Source organism: Oceanobacillus sp. HCA-5259 (assembly GCF_037892815.1).
Taxonomy (GTDB): Bacteria; Bacillota; Bacilli; order Bacillales; family Amphibacillaceae; genus Oceanobacillus; species Oceanobacillus indicireducens.
Genome location: NZ_JBBKBV010000002.1, coordinates 101,386 through 121,069 on the forward strand (window position 1 = coordinate 101,386; position 19,684 = coordinate 121,069).

Below are 19,684 nucleotides of genomic sequence, written 5' to 3' on the forward strand. Positions count from 1 at the left end.
TTATCATAACGGAATAATTTCTTTTTAAAATAATCCTTTAGACCAGTTCAGTTGCCCGGCGGACGGTGACTCCTACGGGAAAAGCACGAGTCCGAAGACCCCGCAGGAAGCGGTTTTCTTCCGAGGAGGCTGAGGCCGTGCCCGTGGAAAGCATCCGTCCGCCGGGCAACTGAACGGTAATTAGAACGCCAATAAAATGAATGCTCAAAATACTTACGCTGAATGAAAGCAAGTGGCAGTTTGTAAAAATAAACGTGTCTAGTGATTCACTTTGTTGACTACATAAAGTGTCGAATAAAAGTAAGGCGACTCTTCATGTTGAAAGAATCGCCTTTTCGTATCTTAACTTTATACATTTAATACAAACTTCTCAATTGCTTCTCCTACTCCGCCTTCATTATTCGTAACAGATTCATAGTCGGCAACTTTCTTAATCGCTTCCTGGGCATTTCCCATTGCAACACCGACTCCTGATCCTTGAATCATCTTAATATCATTCAGACTATCTCCACAGGCAAGCACATTATCCATCGTAATACCGATTCGCTCGCATAAAAACTCCAGTGCATCCGCCTTGGAAACTCCTCTAGCGTTAACTTCTATATTCATCGGTAGCGAGTTGGATAACTCAAGTTCCTCAAACTTGGAAAATTCTTTGATAAGAATATCAAGTTTCCGCTGATCGTCCGTATGACAGCCGAATTTCAGCCATTCATACTTATTGAAATCGTTCGGGAAATTTCCATTAAATGCTCCCTCTGTGGAAATCATCCACATTTCTGCTCCTACTTGTGTAGTAATGTTATAAAGCTTTTCGATCATTTCCGATTCCAGTTTTCTTCTTCTAAGTAATTCCTTCTCCATCGTCCAAATTTCCGCACCATTGGCAGTAATAAGATATGAAGGCAATTCAAGATCAACTGCGTAAGGGTAACACGTATTAAATCCGCGACCCGTACTTAATACGACATGAACATCTTTTGCAAGTGCTTGCTCTATTGCTTTTCGGTTCCTTTCCGGTACTTCCTGATTGTCATTCAGCAATGTACCATCCATATCTAATGCAATTAATTTAATATCTTTCATGATGCTCCTCCTTGCTCGGCTTTTATTTTTTGTCATACAGGAATGTAGTTATAGAAGGGATCAGAAGTAGTCCGATTAGTAGAACAACATTTCAATATTATAATAACCGACTATAAAGCCACCGACTAATGGACCTGCCATTCGTCCCTAATTATTGTTCCTATATAAATAAATATTGGACTTCCCATTTATAATACGGTTCGTAAACCATTGTACCAAAGGTTGAGCGAAAACGATAAGGAAACGGGACAGGGGGTCAGAGCGTTTGTCCCTAATCCTGGGACAAATGCTCTGACCCCCTGTCCCACTTTTCTACTGTAATACTTCTTTTAATCCCTCTTTATCTTCCATATCAAGCATTTTAGCAATGTCTAAGAGGAGGATCAATTGTTCATTGACCTTTGCAACGCCTTCGAGGTAAGCAGCTTGAACTCCCGAAATGATTGAAGGGGCGTCCTCTATATTATTTGAATTAATATCTAGCACTTCTGTCACCGCATCTACTATCAGGCCAATTTGCATACCTTCTAATGTAACGACGAGAATCCGTGTATCATTCGTATTTTCCGTCGTCGTTAAACTTAAAGCGATTCGCAAGTCAATAATTGCTGTTGTTTCGTCGCGGATTTCCGTTACACCCCGAATGAATTCCTTCGTTTGCGGTATCTCTGTGATCTGCTGCAACCGTTCAATTGATATGACATACTGGGCATCTACAGCATAGGCCTGCCCATGTAATGTGAATAATATATATTTACGAGATTCTTCCATTCCACTCCCACCTTACTTTATTAATGCGTTCGGATCAATTATTAAAGCTACTTGTCCATCACCTAAAATTGTCGCTCCTGATATGGCAAATACATCTCCTAAGTAGTCCCCTAGGGATTTCAAAACAAGTTCCTGCTGACCAATCAAATGGTCGACGACAAGTCCAGTAAGTTTATCTCCTTTTTTCATTACGACTACAGCCTGCTCTTCTTCCACTGCTTCAAGTTCCGGGATTGCCAGTACTTCCTGTAAATCAAGTAATGGAACAATTTGCCCCCGGAAATCCATCACTTTTTGACCGTGGGACGTCATGATTTGCTCTTTTTGAAGCAATACGGTTTCAATAATCGATGAAAGTGGAATCGCGTATGTCTCTTCTTGGGATTTCACGAGCAAGGTTGTAATAATCGAGAGGGTTAATGGCAATTGAATGGAAAATATACTCCCCTCCCCTTGCGTCGACTCAATAGAAATCGAACCGCCAAGAGATTCTATTTTATTTTTTACAACATCAAGCCCGACACCACGGCCAGATACACTGGAAACTGTTTCAGCTGTACTGAATCCGGATTCGAGAATTAATTGACATACTTCCTGTTCAGACAATTGATCCGCTTCTTGTGCTGTTATTATTCCATTATCGATAGCCTTCTTCTTAACTTTATTTAAATTAATTCCTGCACCATCATCTTCAATTTCAATAAAGACATGATTTCCGCTATGGAACGCTCGTAAGACGACATTTCCCTCTTCCGCCTTCCCAGAATTTCTCCGCTCTTCTGGTCGTTCGATTCCATGGTCGACCGAATTACGAATCAAGTGAACGAGCGGGTCCCCAATCTCATCAATTACCGTTCGATCAAGCTCGGTATCCGCACCAATTATTTCCAAGTTGATCTTTTTCTCCAAATCGCGGGCAAGACCACGTACCATACGGGGGAAGCGATTGAACACTTGTTCAATTGGTACCATGCGCATTGCTAAAATTAAGCTTTGCATATCAGATGATACTCGGTTCATATGCTCTACCGTTTCCGTTAGTTCTGGATTCTTAATCCCATCTGCTACTACATTTAACCTGCTTTGATCAATGACTACTTCTTCAAACAGATTAAGTAAGTCATCAATCCGATCTAAGTTGACACGAATCGTTTTTGCAGGCTGATGATTAGAGACTGCTGAATCCGCGTGCTCCACAGGATTGCGTTCATTCAATTCTTCTTTTACTGCAAATTCCTGTTCTTCAGCTTGGACCTCCTCTTGATGGAAACGTACCCGATTTATAACGACATTACGAATCTCTGAAACTTTTAAAATCAAAGGCTCAAAATTCTCAGGGGCTTCCTTGGAAAGAAAAATCAACTCGAAGGAATTGTCAAAATTACCTTCCTCGATATCTTCTGTCGCCGGAATTGTTTTAATGACTTCCCCTTTATCTTCCAAAGCTTCAAAGACCATGTAAGCTCGAGCGCCTTTCAAAATCGATTCATCGGAAAGCTCTACGATGATCTGATAAGCAGCAAATCCTTGCTCCTCCCCCTGTTCAATAATAGTCATCTGAAACTCATCCAGATCTACAGGTACGGTAGCATTATCTTCAGGCTCCTCTACTTTGTTCTGTTCTGCTGTAGCTGCTGCTTCCCCTTTTTCGAAACGATCAAGGCGAGCAACTAATTCTGTGACATCCTTCTTCCCATCCTGGCCATTACTTATCGCCTCGACCATTTCCTCCAGGTATTCGATGGCGATAAAAATAATATCAATTACTTCTGTCGTAGCTTGTAATTGTTTGTTGCGAATTAAATCAAGAACATTTTCCATTTTATGTGTCAATGAAGCGATGTCTTCATAACCCATTGTTGCGGCCATCCCTTTTAATGTATGGGCAGAACGGAAGATTTCGTTCACTAATCCTTCATTTTGCGGTTCATTTTCTAATCTTAGAGTATGGTCATTAATCACTTGAAGATGTTCCCTGCTTTCATCCAGAAAGACATCTAGATATTGATTGGTTTCCATCACGTACATCCTTTCCAAAGCTCGGTTCCGTAGCCTTTTTGCAACGGCTTAGTTAATTTTAAAACGATCAATTTCCTCATTCATTGTATTTGCAATTGCTTCTAGATCTGTAGCTAAATTACTCAACATTTCCATCGAAGCAGTTTGTTCTTCTATGGATGCGGAAATTTCTTCTGTTCCTGCTGCTGTTTCTTCACTGATTGACGCGTAATTTTCCGTATTCTGAATGATTTCTTTCTGCATTTCGACAATCCTGTTCGTAAGTTCCATAATCTGTTCGGTCATTTGACTATTCTCATTCACGGATCCAGATATCGCAAGGAAGGCTTGACCTGTATCACCGACACTTTCGCTTTGCTGTTCGAATAATTCCATTGTGTTCTGCACAAGCTCAACCGATTGCTCTGTCTCCTCTTGCATTTCCTCGATGATTGCTGCAATATCTTTCAAAGCGTCCGCCGTCTCTTCAGCAAGCTTCCCTACTTCACTAGCTACAACTGCAAAGCCATGACCATGCTCTCCGGCGCGGGCGGCTTCAATTGATGCATTCAATGCAAGTAAATTCGTCTGGCTAGCGATAGTTGCAATCTTATCCACAATTGTATGGATGTTCGTGGATTTTTCATTTAATTGTTCGATCGCTGTCATCACTTGACTTGCAACTTCTGCAGTTTCAGCAGATCGTGTTGCTAGTGCTTGAATCGATTCCACACCTGTGCTGGAAAGCCGGCCCATATCTTGCGCCTGGGTATACATTTGCTCATTCTTTTCTTTAATTTCCTCAATCATCTTTGATAAGGAATGGAATGACATTGTATTCTTTTCATTTAAGTCGGCTTGATTACTCGCACCAGCGGCAATCTCTTCCATCGTTCGAGCAACTTCATTTGCGGACGCGGTATTTTCTTCTGTACTCGCCACAAGATTCTCCGCAGCATCTGCAACTTTATTCGAACTATAAGCTATTCGGTCAATCACATTCCGCATTTCACTTACCATAAAGTTGAAACTTTTACTTAACCCGCCAATTTCATCATTTCGATTAAGAACTTTCGTTGCCGTTAAATTCCCTTTTTCCACTCGTTTCATTGATTGTTGAAGGTCACGAATCGGCTTAATAATTCGACTCGCGATAATTGTTGCAGCACTAATTGCAAGGGCTAATACAACGAGCAGGGTAATAAATATCGGCAACATTACCGCACTTGCCTTATCTCGAAATTCACTTTGATTGATGACTCCTGCAATAATCCAGTTTGTTGTCGGGTTTTTGATAAAACCGATCGTTAACTCTTCTCCACCTACAGTCGTCTCAATCATACCCTGATCCCCCGCAGCGATTATCTCTTGAAAAAAAGCTTCATCTGCTATATTTTCTCCCATTTTTGATTCATCAGGATTCGTAATGTAGTTCCCAGCCTCGTCCAGAACAATTGCATACCCGTTATCTCCAATTTGAATATCATTAATCAAGCGAAACAGGGCTTGCGTATGAATGTCAATTCCAGCTACTCCCACAAGCTGATTATATTCATAAAAAGCTTTCGCGGCTGTAATTACAATATCTCCTGATAGAGCATCTTCATAAGGTTCTGTCCAAATGATTCCCCCATCTCGTTCCACCGCTTCTACATACCAACCCCGATCTTTAGGATTGATATCTTTTATCGCATCATCATGAGGAAAAATTATTATATCTTCACTGTCATCGTAGCCTGCATAAGTTGCCATCAGATCTTCACTTGCTAAACTCGACTCTTGTAAATAAGAAAATAATTCAAGGTAATCATCCCCGCCATATTTACGGATTGTTGAACTGGACGCCATGCGGGTTAAAGCGTTCTCCATATGACCAAAATACATATCAAATGTATGATTCACACTGTTCATTTGCTGTTCCACATTTTTCGATAGTTCGTCTGTTGTCGTTCGAACACTGAAGTTGTAACTGACAAAGGCGACGATACCTACAGCGAGAACGATTAGAATGACAAATGGAATCGTCAATTGCATACGGAGACCGGTCATAAATTTTTGCCGCTTATTTTTCTTCTTGGTCTGTTCCTTCTTCAATCACTTCACCCTTTTCCCTATGTATTGATTACTATGTTATGAATTTCCATAAGTCTACCTATCTTATATCGGCAGCTTTCTACATTACTTAAAAGTTCTAAGCAGATTTATATGACCAAAAAGACCTAATTCTAATTTCCTCCTACTTTTATTATTGTAGAACAGATGTAAAATTTTTTCTAGAATGTCCTTTTTATTGAAACAAATTCTATCTATACGTTAAGATTGAGGGTGGAAGGTGGAGGAATTTAAAATGGCAAATGTATTACTACTTTATATTTCCACAACTGGAAATACAGAAATGATGGCCGAGGCAATTGCCGGCTATCTTGAATATAAAAATCATGATGTAGAAATTAGAACGTTCGACTTCGATCCAATCGATGTTGATGAATTATCCGACTATGATATCGTCTTCATCGGAACCCATTCTTCTGATGATGGCGAAGTCCCCTTTGAAGCGGAAGATTTCTATGATGAACTAGATGAAGCCGAGTTTGGAAACACAGTGTTCGCTGTATTCGGTTCCGGAGATACTGCCTATGATGAATTTTGTTTGTCTGTCGATTTAATGGGCGATAAGCTTAATTTTCTTGGTGCAAAGCTTTTACCAGAACGTTTTAAAGTTGATCTGACACCATCTAACGAGGAAATTGAGAAGATTGAGCAATTTGCGGAAACCGCCGTCAAACTTGCAGAAAAAGAAAAATAGGAACTGGGACAAAACCCAGTAATTAAAGATAAGTGGTACGCGCTAGAAAATGGTGAGTATCACTTTTTTATGCACAAAAAAGACAACCTCTGATAAAGTGAAACTTCTCAGTGGGGAATTCCTTACCTCCCCACTGAATGTTAGTTGAACAGAATCGGGGATTTACGGACCCTTCACATCTTGGGCTTCCCTCCTGTTTAGAAGTGGGGGGATTACAGACCGTTAATGCGGATAAAGTGAAACTTCATTTCAACAAAAAAACAGCTGATTTTCCACTTTACAGAAAACCAGCTGTTGCTTCTTATGTTTAGGCTTCCACATCATAGCCTTGTTCTTCAATGGCTTCTTTCATGGCATCCACATTTACTTTTGATTCGTCAAAAGTAACGTCTACTTTGCCTGCTCCTAAATTAACTTCAGTTGCTGATACGCCATCTAATTTTTTTAATGCACCTTCAACAGACATTTTGCAATGACCACATGACATGCCTTGTACATTTAATGTTTTTTCCATTATTTTTCACCTCCTTTAAATGAGTCCAACTTTAAAGTTTCACTCGTTTTAAGCGAAGGGAGTTCGAAACAACACTTACTGAACTTAACGCCATGGCTGCACCAGCAATCCACGGAGCAAGTAATCCAACCGCTGCAACTGGGATTCCTGCTGTATTGTATCCAAAAGCCCAGAATAAGTTTTGGCGAATATTTCGGATGGTTGCATGACTGATTCTAATGGCTTTCGGTATGAGTAATAATTCTCCACCAAGAATCGTCAAGTCGGCCGCTTCAATCGCCACTTCTGTACCAGTTCCAATGGCAATTCCGATATCTGCAGTCACTAATGCAGGTGCGTCGTTCACACCGTCACCAACCATCGCTACTTTTTTACCCTCATCTTGAATTTCTTTGACCTTATCCGCTTTTTCTTCTGGTAATACCCCGGCAATCACTTGGTCGATTCCTACTTGTTTTGCAATAGCTTGAGCTGTTCTTTCGTTATCCCCTGTTAACATGATAACTTCTAAACCTTGTTCTTTTAACTCTCTAATTGCCTGAGGTGCTGTTTCTTTAATGGTATCAGCAACCGCAACAATTCCGCGATAAGCTCCATCAATCGCAATTAACATCGCTGTTTTACCATCCGTTTCAAATTCAACTAATTCCTCTTCATTACCTGCCATATCAATTTGATAATCATTCATTAATTTTCGGTTTCCAACGAGAACTTGTTTTCCAGAAATCTTAGCTTCAATACCATGGCCAGGTATAGCATCAAATTCATCCACTTCTACAAAGTCAATATTCTTCTCCGTTGCATAGGCCACAATGGCTCCTGCAAGTGGATGTTCTGACCCTTTTTCTGCACTAGCCAACAATTGTAGTGCTTCTTCATCACCAGTAAAGTCCGTTACTTCGGGTTTCCCTTTTGTAATTGTTCCTGTTTTGTCCATAACAATGGCATTTAACTGATGTGTTCTTTCTAAATGTTCTCCACCTTTAAACAAGATGCCACTCTCTGCTGCCCTTCCTGTCCCTACCATGATGGAAGTCGGTGTTGCTAAACCTAACGCACATGGACAGGCAATAACAAGTACAGCAATTGCTGCAACTAAGGCAGATTCAAATTGACCAGGTTGGACAAAGGATATCCATACGATAAATGTAAGAATGGCAATTCCTACAACGATTGGTACGAAATAACCAGAAATGACATCAGCCAATCGCTGAATCGGTGCTTTCGATCCTTGGGCTTCTTCCACAACTTTAACAATTGATGCCAAGGCAGTGTCTTTCCCAACCTTTGTAGCTTCCATTACAATCGAACCATTTTTGTTTATCGTTGAGCCGATTAAGCCAGCATCTATTTCTTTTTCAATTGGAATGGACTCCCCTGTAATCATCGACTCATCTACAGATGTTCTTCCCTTTACAACGATCCCGTCTACAGGTATCTTTTCTCCTGGTTTTACAACTAGTCGATCACCAACGACAACTTCATCCACTGGAATCATGATTTCCTCGCCATTTCTTATCACGCGAGCCTCTTTTGCTTGTAAATTAAGTAAAGAGGATAGTGCATTCGTTGTCTGGCTTTTTGCTCTTGCTTCTAAATATTTACCAAATAAAATTAACGTGATTAATACAGCACTCGTTTCAAAGTATAAATGCGGCATATATTCGGGGTTGCCAATGGTTTTGAATGCTTCGTATAAACTATAGAAATAAGCAGCACTCGTACCTAGCGCAACAAGCACATCCATGTTTGCTCCACCATTACGAAGGTTCTTATATGCGCCAACATAAAATTGCCAACCGATGATAAATTGAATAGGTGTTGCTAAAGCAAATTGGAACCACGGATTCATGAATATATCCGGTATCGTCATATTAAATAAATGAACTAACATGGTTACTAATAGTGGTGCAGCTAACACGGCTGAAATGATTAATTTCGTTTTCTGATGTTTTAGTTCTTTTTCTTTATGTGTTTGCTTTTCGGCTGCTTCCGCTTTAGACTTCGCATCATACCCCACATTTTTGATTTTTTCAATCAATGTTTTAACATCTGTAAGTCCTGGATTATATTCAATCGATGCAGTTTCTGTTGTTAAGTTAACTGTTGCGTACTTAACTCCCTCTTGCTTATTCAATACCTTTTCAATACGGTTCGAACAGGCTGCACAGGTCATTCCAAACACATCTAATTCAGCATTTTCCATTAAAACACCATAGCCGACATTTTCAATTTTCTTCGTAATATCTTCTATCGATGTTTGATCCGGATCATATTCTACAGTTGCCTTTTCTGTCGTTAAATTAACCTGGGCATCCACACCGTCCATTTTATTTAAAGTTTTTTCAATCCGGTTGGAACATGCAGCACAAGTCATTCCTGTTACCCCAAGTGTAGCATGATTTGTTTCACTCATCATAGATCCCCTCCTTACTTCGAAAACTGTTTTAATACTCCCATCAATTCCTCTATCGTTTCTTTACCTTCCCCTTGTTTGATCGCATCACTGACACAATGGTTGATATGCCGTTCGGTGATAGCAAAACCGACATTCTTTAAGGCAGATTGAATTGCGCTTATTTGTACTAAAATATCCATACAATAGCGATCATCTTCCACCATTTTCTGTATTCCACGAACTTGACCTTCTATTCGTTTTAAACGGTTAATGACTTTTTGCTGTTCATCTTTTGTTCTTGGTTTACTTGGGTGATCATGTAAGAATTTATCCAAATGAATCACTTCCTTTTCTTTTATATTTATACTATACCCCTGCACAGTATATTTGTCAATAAAATATCTCCTATTTTGTAAAAAATCCTTGGAAATATTAAGATCAAGCTCCAAGAATAAAAACTGGAGCTTCTTTCACGCTACGTCTATTTATCCACATCAACATAAAGTTCTTATAAATACCGCCCCTAAGTAGGGGATAATTTTAAAGGGATATATCTACTCACAGAACGCCGCTGAACTTATCACGAAATGGTCCTTCACGCGCTGTGCAAGTAGAAACATCCCTTCGCTTAATTTATCACGTATTAACGGTCTGTAATACCCCCACCTCTAAACAAGAGGGAAACCCAATATGTGAAGGGGGTAAACAGTCCGTAAATACCTGATTCTGTTCAACTAACATTCACTGGGGGAGATAAGGATACCCCCAATGAAGTTTCAATTTATTCCACCGGTGAAAGTTCTGCTTCCGTTACCCATTTATGATTTTCCACTTCCTTACCAGTCTCCGCATCCGTGTAGCTCAATGATCCATTCCCTCTTCCATGGAATCAGACTCTCCTTCATTCAAATCCCTGTTTTCATTTGACTCACTTTCTGTGCCCGCATTATCTTTAGATGTCGTTTTATCATTTCCTGCACAAGCCGTTAAAACAAAAGCAAACATTAATGAAACAAATCCAATTAATAATTTTTTATTTTTCATTTTCCTTTCCTCCACTCGAGTGAATTTAATGTTACAACGATTAGATTCCAAAATTCAGAAAGGAGGGAATCAGCGGTTCAGCCAATATCTCCTTTCTGATTTACATAAACTATCCAACTTCTAACAGCTTGTTAATTTCCTCTTTATTCTGCTCAAATCCTGTCATGCCTTTTGTATTTCTTCTCAAGCCTAAAATGGAAGTTTCAGAAAATACAATTCCAGGAACAATCCTGCTTCCTGTTAGCTTTTTCAACTCTTTTTCTTTAGCTGGTTGTTCTTCTAAATCATATTGTTTGTGTGGAATTTGATGCTTTTTCAAGAACTTCTTTAAGTCTTAGCAATCCGAGCAAGTAGGTCTTGTGTAGATTTCCAAATGATAGTTTGCCATCTGTTAATTGACCTCCTTTCGATCATTGTGACTATGATCCATTATCTTTCCCTCCTTTTAAACTTCTGAATTTTCATGTTGGTTATTTTCCAGAGATTAATCCATATCCTAGGATAACCAACAGCATATACAACATACCTAAAGAAATTCATTTATGTTACAGAAGCGTCAAAAACTCAGGTCCATTTTAGTTAATCGTTTTTTCCTCACATACCGGCAAAGGGTATATTTTTTTAAAAAAAGAAGATCATGCTATGGAAGCACGGCCACCCTTCTTAGGCAACATCGTAGTCTTGTTCTTCAATTACTTCTGTAATATCTTTCAAGTCCACCTTTTTTGGATCAAAGGTTACGTCTACTTTCCCATCTTGCAAATGAACTTTTACAGTTTCTACTCCGTTCAGTCCCGCTACACTTCCCTCAATAGAATTTACGCAATGTCCACAAGACATACCTTGTACATGAAGTGTTTTATTTGCCATTTACATTACCTCCTAATTTTTTGTTCGCCATTATATTACCATACCCTCGTTATGTATTGTCAAGTAAAAAATTCATTTCATTACTTTCGAGATAATCGTCTTGAATTCTTAAATAGTTTCTGGATCCTTTTACTCTAATCGTTCTATAACACTATGAATGGTAAAATAGTGCTGGGAGATGGAGAAAATCCCAAAAAAGATTCCAAGCAAATTTTTATTGCTTGGAATCTTTTTATTTACGGTTTTAGTTAGTTGTATTCCAGACTCCTGTTATTTCGATAAGACTAATCTGACTTTGATTCAGAAAACGGACGGGTATCATACTTGTACCTAATCCACTGTCTACATAAATATATTTACCTGAGTTCCATTCAAAAGTCCCTTTATCAAGTTCCGGAAATACTCCTCCTCCTGGCGAAATTATTGCGCCAATGAACGGCAAGCGAACTTGACCACCATGCGTATGACCACTTAATACGAGGTCCGCGGGAAGATTCGGGTACGTTTTAATCACATAGGGAGAGTGGGATAAAAGGAGCGTATATCTTGTTTCGTTTATATGTCGGAACGCTTTCTCAACATTTTCATGATGTGTGGATGAATCATGAACGCCAACGAGGGTAAGCTGAATGCCCGCAACCTCGATCTCAATGTTTTCATTTCCTAAAATGGTCACGTCTCGTTTTCTTAATTTCTTCATGAACTTTCTTCTTTTTCTATTTCCCCATTCATGGTTCCCTGTGACAAAGTAAATCGGCCTGTTCATTGCAATCAGCTGATCAAGAAAAGCAAATATCTGTTTGAAATTCCTTGTTCTGCGGTCGATTAAATCTCCTGTTAAAACAATAATATCCGGTGATAAGCTATTTATTTTATAAATTAAACGTTGATGGATATTCCATGCCCTTTTATTATGCATATCACTTAGCTGAAGAATTCGCAATGATTGATTGGCCCGGAACTTATTCGTTTTAAATGCTACCTTATTTACCTTTACATGATTCGTATCTTTCCATGTTTTTAAAGATATTAAGATCGCAAAAATCGTAAAAAATCTCCATACATATTTGAGCAAAATGTCACCCGATTCCTTAACTTCTTTTAATAACCATCGCGATTCCTTGACCGCCTCCAATACAAAGACTGACAAGTGCATATTCCTTATCGCTGTTTCTTAGTTCATAAGCCGCCGATAATGCTAGACGAGTACCGCTTACTCCTACCGGGTGTCCTAAAGCAATTGCTCCACCATTAACATTCGTTTTTTCCCTGTCGAGTCCAAGTTCCTTTTCTACGGCAAGGTATTGGGCTGCAAAAGCCTCATTCACTTCAATTAAATCGATTTTCTCAAGTGGCAATCTTGCTTTCTCTAATGCTTTCTTAATCGCCGGAACCGGTCCGATACCCATAACCGATGGATCGACCCCTGATACAGCCCAAGAAACGATTTCAGCAAGCGGCTGTAATCCATGCTCGTTTACCGCTTGTTCCGACGCAATGACAACACTTGCTGCTCCGTCATTAATCCCAGAAGCATTGGCAGCAGTTACGGTACCATCTTTCTTAAATGATGGACGTAATCCACTGATTTTCTCTACTGTCGTATCCGGTTTAATATGTTCATCCTCGATAATGGATTCATTTTTCTTCCTCAATTTGACGTCTACAGCGACAATTTCTTCACTGAAACGGCCGGACTCCCTCGCCTTACTCGCCCGTTCGTGGGAAAGAACTGCGTATTCATCCTGTTCTGTTCGGGAAATATGATATGCTTTAGCAAGATTTTCTGCCGTTACACCCATACCAAATCCAGTATATTCATCAAATAATGTGGATAGAAGCATATCATGGAATTTTAGTTCACCAAGTTTCCCACCGCCAAACCTTTTTTCAAAATTCGAATAGGGTGCTTGGGACATATTTTCTACCCCACCAGCAAGGACGATTTCTGCATCGTTCAGTAATATTTCCTGCACACCGGAAACAATGGATTGCAGCCCGGAACCACAGAGTCGGTTCAGAATATAAGCTGGTACTTCCTTTGGTACTCCTGCATCCAGCCCAATATGTCTTGCGATGTATGCTGCATTCGTCTCGGAATGAATAACATTCCCATAGATCACATGGTCAACATGATCTGGTGCAACATTCGATCGCTTTAGCGCTTCTTTCGCTGTTACAGTTCCAAGCTCTGTTGCTGTTACACTAGCGAAAGAACCACCAAATGCTGTAAAAGCTGTTCTTGCTCCATCAATTAAATAAACTTTCTTCATGATCTTTCCCCCCTCTTATTTCTTTGTACTACGGATGCCGAATAAAAACAAGCAGGATCGTCAGCATACCACTGATTTTCCCGCTTGTTTCTATTTATCCATAACGAACGCTATTTCTTCCGGTTTTATTGTTTTAATATGATAAATGAAGTAGTAATGCTTGACGAGTCCTAGTGTAATCATGATGATCCGAATAAAAAGAATATCAATCATCACGACGGAGAGGATAATGAAAAAATCGGCAATAAGATTGATCCGAATTTTTTCCCATCTCGTCATGTATCGTTTAATGAAGTAGCGGTCTACATATTGTTTATAGAAAGATGTGCTCTTAAACCATCTGTCCAAACGTTCCGAGCTCTTTGTAAAACAATATGAAGCAAATAGGAAGAAAGGTCCTCCTGGCAATACTGGTAAGATTGCCCCAGCCACTCCAATCCCAAAAGAAATGAGTCCTAATATAATATAAACCCATCGTCTTAAGTTACTGATAGCTATCACCTTATTTCAAAATAACATCTCCTCCTATTTTACCATAGAATTCATCCTTCTTTATGAAATGTTTATGAAAGTTATTGTTCATCTATGAAAAATACAACCTAGTTAAGAGACAGTCATTCACCGCCCTGCACCAACCAAACAGCAAATCACTTTCATCCAGCGTAAGTGCAACTTTCTTCTGGAGGTCCGCAGTCCAGACACCTCTCGCTTTCCGCAGGCGGCTGGTGAGCCTCCTCGTACGCTTTGCGTACTGCGGGGTCTCACCTATGCCTATCCTCCTGCAGGAGTCTCGAGGTGTCTGGACTGCTCCGAGGGAAAGCCTAATTTAGATCACTCTTTATTATTCCACAGATATAATTTCTATCGTGACATGGGACTAGAATAAATGCTTTCAATAATAATCATCTTACCAGTTCAGTTGCCCGGTGGACGGTGACTCCTGCGGGAAAAGCACGAGTCTGGAGACCCCGCAGGGCGGTAGCCCGAGGAGGCTCCAGCTGTGCCCACGGAAAGCATCCGTCCACCGGGCAACTGAACGGCGATTAGAGCGCCTTAATTAGTGAAAGAGCAGACACTTACGCTGTATGAAAGTAATCAGGTTCGATAGTTAAGTTCTAGAAATAAGATTGAGGCATAGATATATAAATGGGATTGAAATTTAGAAAATAAGGCAGGTGCTTATAAATGGACGATAAGCCATCAAGAAATCAAGGCTCCCATAACCAAAATGAAAAAAATGAACAATTGGATAAATTCCGGGTAAAAAACACCGGAAAACCATTGACAACCAATCAATCATTAAAGATATCCAATGATGAGGAAATATTAACAGCAGGAGAACGGGGCCCTGGATTATTAGAGGATTTTCACTACTTTGAAAAGATGACACATTTTGTTAAAGAAAGGATACCGGAACGAGTCGTTCACGCAAGAGGCTACGGGGCACACGGGGAGTTTGAATGTTATCAATCGATGAAGCAGTTTACAAAGGCCGGGTTCTTGCAGGAAGCCGGGAAGAAGACTTCTGTATTCGTCCGCTTCTCCACTGTACAAGGTGGCAAAGATTCTTATGATACCGCAAGAGATTTACGTTGTTGGGGGACGAAATTTTATACAGAAGAGGGAAATTATGATCTGACCACAATTGCTATGCCTGTATTAATTAACCAAGACCCAATGAAATTTCCCGATGCGATGCATGCCTACAAAGCCGAGCCACGTACCGATATTCCTACAGCTTCTGGGGCCCACGATAATTTTTGGGATTATGTAGCCAATAACCCAGAAGCGCTGCATATGGTGCTCTGGATTATGTCTGACCGCGGCATTTTAAGGAGCTATCGTATGATGGAATCCTGGTCCATTAATACGTATCTCCTCGTCAACGAACAAGGGACAGCAACGTTCGTCAGATTTGTCTGGAAACCGGTTCTCGGGGTACATTCTTTATTGCAAGATGAAGCGCTGAAAATCGGCGGGCTCGATCCAGACTTCCATCGCCGTGATCTGATAGAGGCAATAGACCGTGGCGCTTTCCCCGAATATGAATTGGGCGTTCAACTCATACCATTAGAAGATGAATTTAAATATGATTTTGACATTCTTGATCCTTCGAAGTTTTGGCCGGAAGAACTCATCCCTGTTGAGCTCATCGGCAAAATGACATTAAATAAAAATGTGGACAATGAATTTGCAGAATTAGAACAAGTAGCCTTTAACCCTGCAAACGTTGTTCCTGGGATTGATTTCTCGAATGACCCTGTCTTACAAGGTAGGTTAATTGCTTATCAAACCGCCCAATACCACCGTCTTGGCTCAGCTAACTTCCAAGACCTGCCGATTAATCGACCGATCTGTCCTTTCCATAATAACCAGCGACAAGGGTTTATGAGATATCGGATCGATGTCGATCAAGTAAACTATCATAGGAACTCAATAGCAAATAATACCCCATATACAACGCCCCCTGAGGAAGGCGGGTATGCGCATTATCCAACAAAAGTTGAAGGGCATGTCATCCGAAAGCGAAGTGAATCATTCAATGATTACTATTCGCAACCGAGAATTTTCTGGAATAGTCTAACTCCCGTTGAAAAACAACATACAATTGATGGTCTTAGCTATCAGGTAGGCAGTGTAAAAAGGGATTTTGTCAGACAGCAAGTTGTTGACATTCTCGTTAACGTGGATAAGGAATTAGCTAATATTATTGCAGATAATATTGGAGTAAATCGTCCTAGCGGCACCAATGTTCCTGTTTCTACCAGCTACCCTTCCCTGAGCCAAGCAAACACTCCCAAATACGCATACACACAAAAAGTAGGTGTACTGATTGGTGATGGCTTCAATAGTAATGAAGTAAACAATGTTCTGAACACGCTCGAGCGGTATGGCGTCTTTGTTGTCATTATCAGCGAAACACTTGGTACCGTTACCGGATCTGATGGCTCAGAGCTCAAAGTAGATGAAACATTTCTTACCTCAAGTCCTTATCTCGTTGACTCACTATATGTCGTTGGAGGTAGTGCCAACAATCAAAGGAAATTCAATGTTGATGTGACAGAGTTTGTCCATGTAGCATATCGGCACTATAAACCAATTGGTGTTGCAACCACTGGAGAGAGCTTTATTCAGTCCTCAGCAGGGAATAATTTAGCAGGTGTCGTATTTGCCGCAAATAATGCCAACTTCGGTGAAGACTTTGTATCAGCAATTGCCCAGATGCGATTCTGGAATAGAAAGTAATTCTATATATAGAAAAAAAAGGAAATGATTACTATACCATTTCCTTTTTTTAATGGGATGAAGTTTTTATAAAATTAGAGTCATTCTTATGATTCGTGCCGCTTTATAAAGCTAACATAAGCGTCTACTACCGATTGCAGGAATCCAATTGTATCCTGATTGGTGACTTTACCATCTTCACCAAGTAATTCGTGGACATTTGCAATATACACTTCCGGCTGTTGAACGACCGGCATATTTAAGAATGCAAGCACTTGACGCAGATGGTGATTCGCACCAAAACCACTCAAATTACTTGGAGATTGGCTCACGATAAGAGCCGGTTTACCGTCCCAAACGTTCGAGCCATAAGGGCGGGACCCAACGTCTAACGCGTTCTTCAGTGCAGCTGGAATCGAGCGGTTATGTTCTGGTGTTACAAATATAACTGCATCAAGACCTTTTATCGTGTTACGGAAATTAGTATACACTTCCGGGATATTTTCATCAGAATCTTGGTTATAAAGTGGCAGATCTGCAATTTCGACGAACTCTGCTTCATAGCCTGCCGGGAACAACTCGACAATATTTTTCGCAAGCTGCTCGGAGAATGAATTATTACGGATACTTCCTACTACTATACCTACTTTAGTCATCTAAATCATCCTATTCTGTTTAAATTTAATTACAACTCAATAGTAAGTTATCAAAAATAACCTGTCAATAGAATTGCCCTTTCCTTCTATTTTGCGCAATCTCACCATTTTTATGCTCCTATATTGATCTATAAGCCTATTTGATTTCACAAGGTATCCATTATCACTTATACTGTATATATCAAAGTAATCACTTTCATTCAGCGTAAGTATGTGCAACTTACTTCTGGAGGTCCGCAGTCCAGACACCTCTCGCTTTCCGCGGGCGGCTGGTGAGCCTCCTCGTGGGCAAGCCCACTGCGGGGTCTCACCAAGCCTATCCTCCCGCAGGAGTCTCGAGGTGTCTGGACTGCTCCGAGGAAAGGCCAAGTTTGGAGCACTACTTTTCATTTTAGTAAGAGGGCACCTATCATGGTGGGATATTTTCCATTAATAATAATCCTCTCTACAGTTCAGTTGCCCGGTGGACGGTGACTCCTGCGGGAATAGCACGAGTCCGAAGACCCCTTAGTGCTCATCCCGAGGCAGACTAAGAACGCTCCCGTATGTGGCAACGTCTGACATTAACGTCCTGTGCGTTGAGGCGTCGGCTGTGCCTTAGGATGCGCATCCGTCCACCGGGCAACTGAACGGCGATTATAGAAGTGATTCGGATTCATTAGACGTGTTTGTTGGTTTATTAAATTCAAAAGGAGGAGTTTTTGGTGGCGATAACGCAAGCTGTGAAAGACGTATTAATACAATCGATTGAAAATAATAAAGAACATTATTTACAAACGAGTCATTCCATCCATGAAAATCCGGAAATTGGGAATGAGGAATTTTTCGCTAGTGATTTACATATTAAAAACTTAATTAATGAAGGATTCACAGTTGATAAAGCTGTTGCAGGCCATGAAACTTCTTTCTACGCGGTAAAAGATAGCGGAAAACCTGGTCCTTCTGTTGCATTTCTCGCAGAATATGATGCCCTCCCGGGAATTGGTCATGCATGTGGCCATAACATTATCGGAACATCAAGTATTGCAGCTGCTATTGCGCTTTCAAAAGTGGTAGCGGATACAGGCGGACGCGTAATTGTGCTTGGTACACCCGCCGAAGAAGGTGGACCGAATGGCAGCGCAAAAGGCAGCTTTGTAAAGCATGGCTACTTGAAAGATATTGATGCTGCACTTATGCTCCACCCAGGAGGTAAAACGACGCATTCCCAAGATACACTCGCTGTAGAACCTCTTGATTTTAAGTTCTACGGGAAACCGGCCCATGCGGCTACTTCCCCAGAGAAAGGAATTAATGCACTCGATGCGGTTATCCAATTGTTCAACGGTATCAGTGCATTAAGACAGCAACTCCCGCAAGACGTGCGAATTCATGGAATCATAACAGATGGCGGCGACGCTCCAAATATCATCCCTGAATATGCAGCTGCTCGCTTTTTTATCCGGGCTGAATCGTGGAAGAAAACAGAAGAGGTCGCAATTAAAGTCCGTGCGATTGCTGAAGGAGCAGCCCTTGCCACCGGAGCAAAAGTAGAAATTGAACGGTTCCAGAATGAAGTAAAAGACTTTGTCATTACTCCCCTGCTCGATAAAGTGCTTGGAGAAGAATTAACAGCAGTGGGAGAAGAAGATGTCATTCAGGAATCTGAAGGAAAAATCTCGACAGACGCCGGTAACATTAGTCATGAGGTTCCCACTGCCCACTGCTATATAAAAATTGGGTCTGAGGATCTCGTTGCCCACACGGTTGAATTCCGAGAAGCCGCTAAATCCAAGCTGGGAGATCACGCGCTCCTTACCGGTGCCAAGGCATTAGCAACAACCGGCTACCGCCTGCTCTCGAATCAGACTTTGCTCGAACAAATTAAGAATGAACACAAGAAATCTATTGCAGAGAAAAACGCGTAACATAAAGTGAAACTTCATTCAGTTGGGGTTTCCTTATCTCCCCACTGAATGTTAGTTGAACAGAATCAGGGTTTTACGGACTGTATACCCCTCCTTCACATCTTGGGCTTCCCTCATGTTTAGAGGTGGGGGTATT

General features: G+C 40.7%; 18 protein-coding genes. 3 read left to right on the top strand and 15 right to left on the bottom strand.

All coding sequences use genetic code 11. The features are described 5' to 3' along the window. Nucleotides 1-348: 348 nt before the first annotated feature. The 4 genes from WKU33_RS01760 to WKU33_RS01775 form a co-directional block, all read right to left on the bottom strand. Nucleotides 349-1,086, bottom strand: coding sequence for a Cof-type HAD-IIB family hydrolase (locus tag WKU33_RS01760; RefSeq protein ID WP_156855632.1), 738 nt, complete (start codon nt 1,084-1,086; stop codon nt 349-351). 312 nt (nt 1,087-1,398) lie between these two features. Continuing rightward, on the bottom strand, nt 1,399-1,857 hold the full coding sequence (locus WKU33_RS01765; protein ID WP_336253048.1) for a chemotaxis protein CheW: 459 nt from the start codon (nt 1,855-1,857) through the stop codon (nt 1,399-1,401). 12 nt (nt 1,858-1,869) lie between these two features. Continuing rightward, on the bottom strand, nt 1,870-3,876 hold the full coding sequence (locus WKU33_RS01770; RefSeq protein ID WP_336253047.1) for a chemotaxis protein CheA: 2,007 nt from the start codon (nt 3,874-3,876) through the stop codon (nt 1,870-1,872). A gap of 48 nt (nt 3,877-3,924) precedes the next feature. Next, the gene (locus tag WKU33_RS01775) at nt 3,925-5,949 is read right to left on the bottom strand and encodes a methyl-accepting chemotaxis protein (protein WP_336253046.1); all 2,025 of its coding nucleotides are present in this window, start codon (nt 5,947-5,949) and stop codon (nt 3,925-3,927) included. A 253-nt stretch (nt 5,950-6,202) separates the two neighbouring features. On the opposite strand from WKU33_RS01775, the gene WKU33_RS01780 reads away from it, so the two are divergent. Beyond that, nucleotides 6,203-6,661, top strand: a complete 459-nt coding sequence (locus WKU33_RS01780; RefSeq protein WP_156855636.1) for a flavodoxin domain-containing protein — start codon at nt 6,203-6,205, stop codon at nt 6,659-6,661. A 307-nt stretch (nt 6,662-6,968) separates the two neighbouring features. Here WKU33_RS01780 and copZ (WKU33_RS01785) read toward each other — a convergent pair whose 3' ends face one another. The 10 genes from copZ (WKU33_RS01785) to WKU33_RS01830 all read right to left on the bottom strand — a co-directional run bounded on the left by copZ (WKU33_RS01785) (nt 6,969) and on the right by WKU33_RS01830 (nt 14,261). Next, on the bottom strand, nt 6,969-7,175 hold the full coding sequence (gene copZ, locus WKU33_RS01785; RefSeq protein WP_156855637.1) for a copper chaperone CopZ: 207 nt from the start codon (nt 7,173-7,175) through the stop codon (nt 6,969-6,971). A gap of 31 nt (nt 7,176-7,206) precedes the next feature. Continuing rightward, on the bottom strand, nt 7,207-9,591 hold the full coding sequence (locus WKU33_RS01790) for a heavy metal translocating P-type ATPase (protein WP_336253045.1): 2,385 nt from the start codon (nt 9,589-9,591) through the stop codon (nt 7,207-7,209). Nucleotides 9,592-9,605: 14 nt separating this feature from the next. Beyond that, complete coding sequence (locus WKU33_RS01795; protein ID WP_156855638.1) at nt 9,606-9,908, bottom strand: metal-sensing transcriptional repressor; 303 nt, start codon at nt 9,906-9,908, stop codon at nt 9,606-9,608. A gap of 446 nt (nt 9,909-10,354) precedes the next feature. Next, nucleotides 10,355-10,438: a DUF1541 domain-containing protein gene (locus WKU33_RS01800; RefSeq protein ID WP_340453008.1), complete on the bottom strand. Its 84-nt coding sequence runs from the start codon at nt 10,436-10,438 to the stop codon at nt 10,355-10,357. Then, entirely contained in the window at nt 10,435-10,617 is a 183-nt protein-coding gene (locus WKU33_RS01805; protein ID WP_336253044.1) for a hypothetical protein, read from the bottom strand. Before WKU33_RS01805 ends, WKU33_RS01800 begins: the two co-directional genes overlap by 4 nt. A 109-nt stretch (nt 10,618-10,726) precedes the next feature. Beyond that, complete coding sequence (locus WKU33_RS01810; protein WP_340452883.1) at nt 10,727-10,936, bottom strand: NrdH-redoxin; 210 nt, start codon at nt 10,934-10,936, stop codon at nt 10,727-10,729. A 344-nt stretch (nt 10,937-11,280) separates the two neighbouring features. Next, on the bottom strand, nt 11,281-11,487 hold the full coding sequence (copZ, locus tag WKU33_RS01815) for a copper chaperone CopZ (protein ID WP_156855641.1): 207 nt from the start codon (nt 11,485-11,487) through the stop codon (nt 11,281-11,283). Nucleotides 11,488-11,731: 244 nt separating this feature from the next. Further along, on the bottom strand, nt 11,732-12,637 hold the full coding sequence (locus WKU33_RS01820; RefSeq protein ID WP_229782571.1) for a metallophosphoesterase: 906 nt from the start codon (nt 12,635-12,637) through the stop codon (nt 11,732-11,734). Beyond that, the gene (locus tag WKU33_RS01825; RefSeq protein ID WP_340452886.1) at nt 12,579-13,760 is read right to left on the bottom strand and encodes an acetyl-CoA C-acetyltransferase; all 1,182 of its coding nucleotides are present in this window, start codon (nt 13,758-13,760) and stop codon (nt 12,579-12,581) included. The genes WKU33_RS01820 and WKU33_RS01825 overlap by 59 nt, the downstream gene beginning before the upstream one ends. Nucleotides 13,761-13,850: 90 nt before the next feature. After that, on the bottom strand, nt 13,851-14,261 hold the full coding sequence (locus WKU33_RS01830; RefSeq protein ID WP_232334340.1) for a YbaN family protein: 411 nt from the start codon (nt 14,259-14,261) through the stop codon (nt 13,851-13,853). A 684-nt stretch (nt 14,262-14,945) separates the two neighbouring features. On the opposite strand from WKU33_RS01830, the gene WKU33_RS01835 reads away from it, so the two are divergent. Next, nucleotides 14,946-17,006, top strand: a complete 2,061-nt coding sequence (locus WKU33_RS01835) for a catalase (protein WP_340452888.1) — start codon at nt 14,946-14,948, stop codon at nt 17,004-17,006. 86 nt (nt 17,007-17,092) lie between these two features. On the opposite strand, the gene WKU33_RS01840 is transcribed toward WKU33_RS01835, so the two are convergent. Beyond that, nucleotides 17,093-17,641, bottom strand: a complete 549-nt coding sequence (locus WKU33_RS01840; RefSeq protein ID WP_156855644.1) for an NADPH-dependent FMN reductase — start codon at nt 17,639-17,641, stop codon at nt 17,093-17,095. A gap of 704 nt (nt 17,642-18,345) precedes the next feature. Between WKU33_RS01840 and WKU33_RS01845 the strand changes: the two genes are divergently transcribed. Then, a complete protein-coding gene (locus WKU33_RS01845) occupies nt 18,346-19,548 on the top strand; it encodes a M20 family metallopeptidase (RefSeq protein WP_340452890.1) in 1,203 nt (400 codons plus the stop codon). Nucleotides 19,549-19,684: the final 136 nt, after the last annotated feature.